Below are 4787 nucleotides of genomic sequence, written 5' to 3' on the forward strand. Positions count from 1 at the left end.
CGGGCTGGTGTCGCGGCGGTGAATGCGGCCCGTTCGGTGGTGTTGTCGGGTGATGCGGGTGTGGTGGGTGCGATGGGGGAGGTGTGGCGTGGGCGGGGCCGGAAGGTGCGGCGTCTGGACGTCAGCCATGCTTTCCATTCGCCGTTGATGGATCCGATGCTGGATGCGTTCGCGGAAGTTCTCGGGCAGGTGGAGTTCAGGCGGCCGGTGGTGGGGATGACGGTTCCGGTTGCTGAGGTGTGCAGCGCGCAGTACTGGGTGCGGCAGGTGCGGGAGCCGGTGCGGTTCGCGGACATGCTGACGGAGTTGAGTGCTGGGGGTGTGACGCGTTTTGTGGAGGTGGGTCCGGACGGTGTGCTGACGGGGTTGGGGTCGGGTGTGGTGGACGGGGTGTTCGTCGCGGCTCAGCGGAAGGGGCGGCCCGAGGTCCACACCGCGCTGACGGCCCTGTCCACTCTGTATACCCACGGTGTGCCGGTGGAGTGGTCCGCGGTGGTGGGCCGGGGCTCGGCGGTCGAGTTGCCGACGTACGCCTTCCAGCGTGAGCGGTACTGGCCTCGTGCCCGTTCTGTGGCGGGGGATGTGCGGGGTGCTGGGTTGGTGTCGGTGGGTCATCCGTTGCTGGGTGCGGCGGTGGAGTTGGCCGGTGGTGAGGGTGTGGTGTTCACCAGCCGCCTGTCCCTGGCCTCGCAGGATTGGCTGGCCGACCATGCGGTGCGGGGTGTGGTGGTGGTGCCGGGCACCGCGTTCGTGGAGTTGCTGGTGCGGGCTGGTGACGAGGTCGGGTGTGGTGTTGTGGAGGATCTGGTGTTGGAGCGGCCGTTGGTGCTGCCCGAGCACGGGGCTGTGCAGGTGCAGGTGGTGGTCGAAGCACTAACAGAGTCGGGTCGTCGTGCGGTGAGTGTCTACTCCCGGCCGGAGGAGACAGCGGGGGAAGCGGCCTGGACACAGCACGCCGGCGGGACACTGACTGCGGCAGGGGTTGCCGTGCCGGTGTGGCAGGACGCGGCATGGCCGCCTGCGGGAGCGGTGCCGGTGCCGGTGGACGATCTCTACGACGGCCTGGCCGAGGCGGGCTACGGATACGGGCCGACCTTCCGGGGATTGCGGGCGGTGTGGCGGCGGGGTGAGGAGGTCTTCGCTGAGGTGCGGCTGCCGGAGGGGGCGGTGGAGCTGGCGGGGGAGTTCGGGGGCCATCCGGCGTTGTTCGACGCTGCCCTGCACGCTGCCGTATTCCTGCCCGGTGACGTCGAGGGCGGGCTCCCGTTCTCCTGGAGCGGAGTGTCCCTGCACGCGTCGGGCGCACGGTCGTTGCGGGTCCGGCTGTCGGTGACCGGAGACGGTGCACTCTGTCTGGACGCGGCTGATGACACCGGTGCTCCGGTGCTGTCGGTGGACTCGCTAACGCTGCGATCAGTGCGAGCGGAACTACTGGAGTCCGGGGCTGAACAGCACTCGCTGTTCAGCGTGGAGTGGGTTCTCAAGCCTGTTGTCCCGGCTCAGAGTGGGGGTTCGTCGCCGCGGTGTGTGGTGGCGGGCGCGGGTGGTCAGGACCTGGCGGCGATGTTGGGGGTTCCCTGGCATCTGGAGCTGTCGGAGTGCCCGAGGGCGGATTTGGTTCTTCTGCCTGCGGGTGTCAGTGTCACTGGTGATGTGGCTGCGGTGCGTTCTGAGGTGTGCCGGGTGCTGGAGTTGGCGCAGGAGTGGCTGGCTGACGATGAGCGTGATGGTGCACGGCTGGTGGTGGTGACCCGGAACGCGGTGTCTACGGGTACGGGTGACCGGGTGTCGGACGTGTCCGGGGCCGGGGTGCAGGGGTTGGTGCGATCAGCGCGGTCGGAGCATCCGGGCCGCTTCGGTCTGGTGGATGTGGACGGCAGCACCGAGTCCTGGCGGTGCCTGCCCGCCGTACTGAGCAGCACGGCCGATGACGAGGGCGATTTCGAACTGGCTGTGCGGGCCGGTCAGGCGTACAGCCCCCGGCTTACGTCGGTGAGCGCGGGTGAGGTGTCGGACCTGTCAGCGGAGGCACGGCCGGTGAACCCTGAGGGGACGGTGCTGATCACGGGTGGGACCGGCACGTTGGGTGGGGTGGTGGCGCGGGATTGGGTGGAGCGTCACGGAGTGCGGCGTCTGCTGCTGGTGTCGCGGCAGGGGATCGCCGCGCCGGGAGCCCGGGAGCTGGCCGAGGAGTTGACGGGGCTGGGTGCCGAGGCGCGGGTGGTGGCCTGTGATGTGTCGGATCTGGCAGCGCTGACGGCTGTGCTTGATGCGATCCCGGACGAGCATCCGCTGACGGCGGTGGTGCATACGGCGGGTGTGGTGGACGACGGGATGGTGACGTCGTTGACGCCGGAGCGGGTGGATGCCGTGATGCGTCCGAAGGCGGATGCGGCGTGGTATCTGCACGAGGCGACCGCCGGGCTGGACCTGGCCGCGTTCGTTCTGTTCTCGTCCACGTCGGGTGTGCTGGGTGCGGCCGGACAGGCGGGGTACGCGGCGGCGAACTCCGTGCTGGACGCGATAGCCCAGCAGCGTGCCGCTCGCGGCGAGGCCGCCGTGTCGGTGGCGTGGGGCATGTGGGCGCCGACCAGCGCGTTGACCGGGCAACTGTCGCAGACCGACCGCCGCCGGATCAGCGCGACGGGGGTTGTGCCGCTGACGGCGGAGGAAGGGGTGGCGCTGCTGGACCGTGCCGTACGGTCGGGGCGGTCGTTCGTGGCGGGGATGCGCTGGGATCCGGCCGGTGTGCGTGCTGGTCAGCCGTTGTCGGGGCTGTTGCGTGGCCTCGTACGTGGACCGGTCCGCCGTAGGAGTCTCGCCGTTGTGCGGGACGGTGAGGCGGCGGGTGCGGCGTTGCGGCAGCGGCTGGCTGGTCTGTCGGCTGCTGACGCTCATGCCGTGTTGGCGCAGGTGGTCACCACTCACACGGCGACAGTTCTGGGGCATGCCACCCCGGAGTCGGTACAGGCCACTTCTGCGTTCCAGGAACTGGGCTTCGACTCGATGACCGCTGTCGACCTGCGTAACCGGCTGAACACGGTTACTGGTCTGCGGTTGCCGGCCACGCTGGTGTTCGACTACCCCACACCAGCCGCAGTGGCCGATCACCTTCGATCGGAGTTGCGCCCCGACATCCCGGCGGCGGAGCCTTCCGAGGATGCGGACATCCGTCTCGGAGAGACCCTGGCGACCATTCCTGTCAGCCGCCTGCGGAAGGCGGGTCTCTTGGACCTGCTGCTGCGACTCGCTGGTGAGGACGGCGAGGCCGCGCAGACCACCACGTCCGGCGATGAGGTCTCGATCGACGAGTTGGACGGCGAGAGTCTGCTGCGCCTGGCCGCTGAGAACACCACGAACTAGCGACGATCGAAAGGCAATCCGGTGAATGACTCCGTCGAAAAGTACGTCGAAGCGCTGCGGTCGTCGCTGAAGGAGATCGATCGACTGCGCAAGCAGAACGAGCAGCTCGCCACGGCCAGGGTTGAGCCGGTGGCCATCGTGGGCATCGGGTGCCGGTTCCCGGGTGGGGTGTCTTCGCCGTCGGACTTGTGGGATGTGCTGGTCGGCGGGGTGGACGCTATTTCCGGGTTCCCGGTGGATCGGGGCTGGGATCTGACTGATGGTGGTTCCGGCAAGGGCGGCTTTCTCCATGACGCGGCGGAGTTCGATGCGGGGTTCTTCGGGATCTCGCCGCGTGAGGCGTTGGCGATGGATCCGCAGCAGCGGTTGCTGCTGGAGACGGCCTGGGAAGCGTTGGAGCGGGCCAGGATCGACCCGCACTCGTTGAAGGGCAGTAAGACCGGCGTGTACGCCGGGCTGATGTACCACGACTACAGCGAACCATTGAGGACGGCGGCAGATGAGATAGGAGGAATCCTGGGGATCGGTACCGCGGGAAGCGTGTTGTCGGGCCGGGTCGCTTACACGTTGGGGCTGGAAGGGCCTGCGGTGACGGTGGACACGGCGTGTTCGTCGTCGTTGGTGGCGCTGCATCTGGCCGCGCAGGCGTTGCGGTCCGGTGAATGCGATCTGGCGCTGGCCGGTGGTGTGACGGTGATGGCCACGCCGGGAGCCTTTGCCGAGCAGGGTGGGGTGGCGGGGGATGGCCGCTGCAAGTCCTTCGCCGCGTCGGCCGATGGTACGGGGTGGGCCGAGGGCTCCGCGTTGGTAGTGGTGGAGCGGTTGTCGGATGCTCGGCGTAAGGGGCATCGGGTGTTGGCGGTGGTGCGGGGTTCGGCGATCAATCAGGACGGCGCCTCGAACGGGTTGACCGCGCCGAACGGTCCCTCTCAACAGCGGGTGATCCGGCAGGCGCTGGCCAGTGCTGGTTTGACCGCGGCTGAGGTGGATGTGGTCGAGGCGCACGGTACGGGTACCCGGCTGGGGGATCCGATTGAGGCTCAGGCGTTGCTGGCGACTTATGGGCAGGACCGGGATCGTCCGCTGTGGTTGGGGTCGCTGAAGTCGAACATCGGTCACACCCAAGGCGCGGCAGGTGTGGGTGGTGTGATCAAGATGGTGTTGGCGATGCAGCGGGGTGTGTTGCCGCGGACGTTGCATGTGGATGAGCCGACTTCTGAGGTGGATTGGTCGGCTGGTGCGGTGGAGTTGTTGACGGAGGAGCAGCCGTGGCCGGTGGTGGATCGGCCGTGGCGGGCGGGGGTGTCTTCGTTCGGGGTCAGTGGCACGAATGCCCATGTGATTCTGGAGCAGGCTGCTGAGTTTGAACCGGCTTCCGATGTGGAGGGGGCGGGGCCGGTGGTGTTGTCGTCGGTGGTGCCGTG

At 68.3% G+C, this 4787-nt stretch carries 2 protein-coding genes; both read left to right on the plus strand.

The window, feature by feature from the left end; all coding sequences use genetic code 11:
* A partial coding sequence (locus ACLZOT_RS49580; protein ID WP_416975924.1) for an SDR family NAD(P)-dependent oxidoreductase occupies window positions 1-3363 on the plus strand: 3363 nt, incomplete at its 5' end.
* Between the two features lie 21 nt (window positions 3364-3384).
* Window positions 3385-4787, plus strand: a 1403-nt coding sequence (locus ACLZOT_RS49585) for a type I polyketide synthase (protein WP_416975925.1), incomplete at its 3' end; no start/stop codon positions are given.

Source organism: Streptomyces sp. 4F14 (genome assembly GCF_048159485.1).
Lineage (GTDB): Bacteria > Actinomycetota > Actinomycetes > Streptomycetales > Streptomycetaceae > Streptomyces.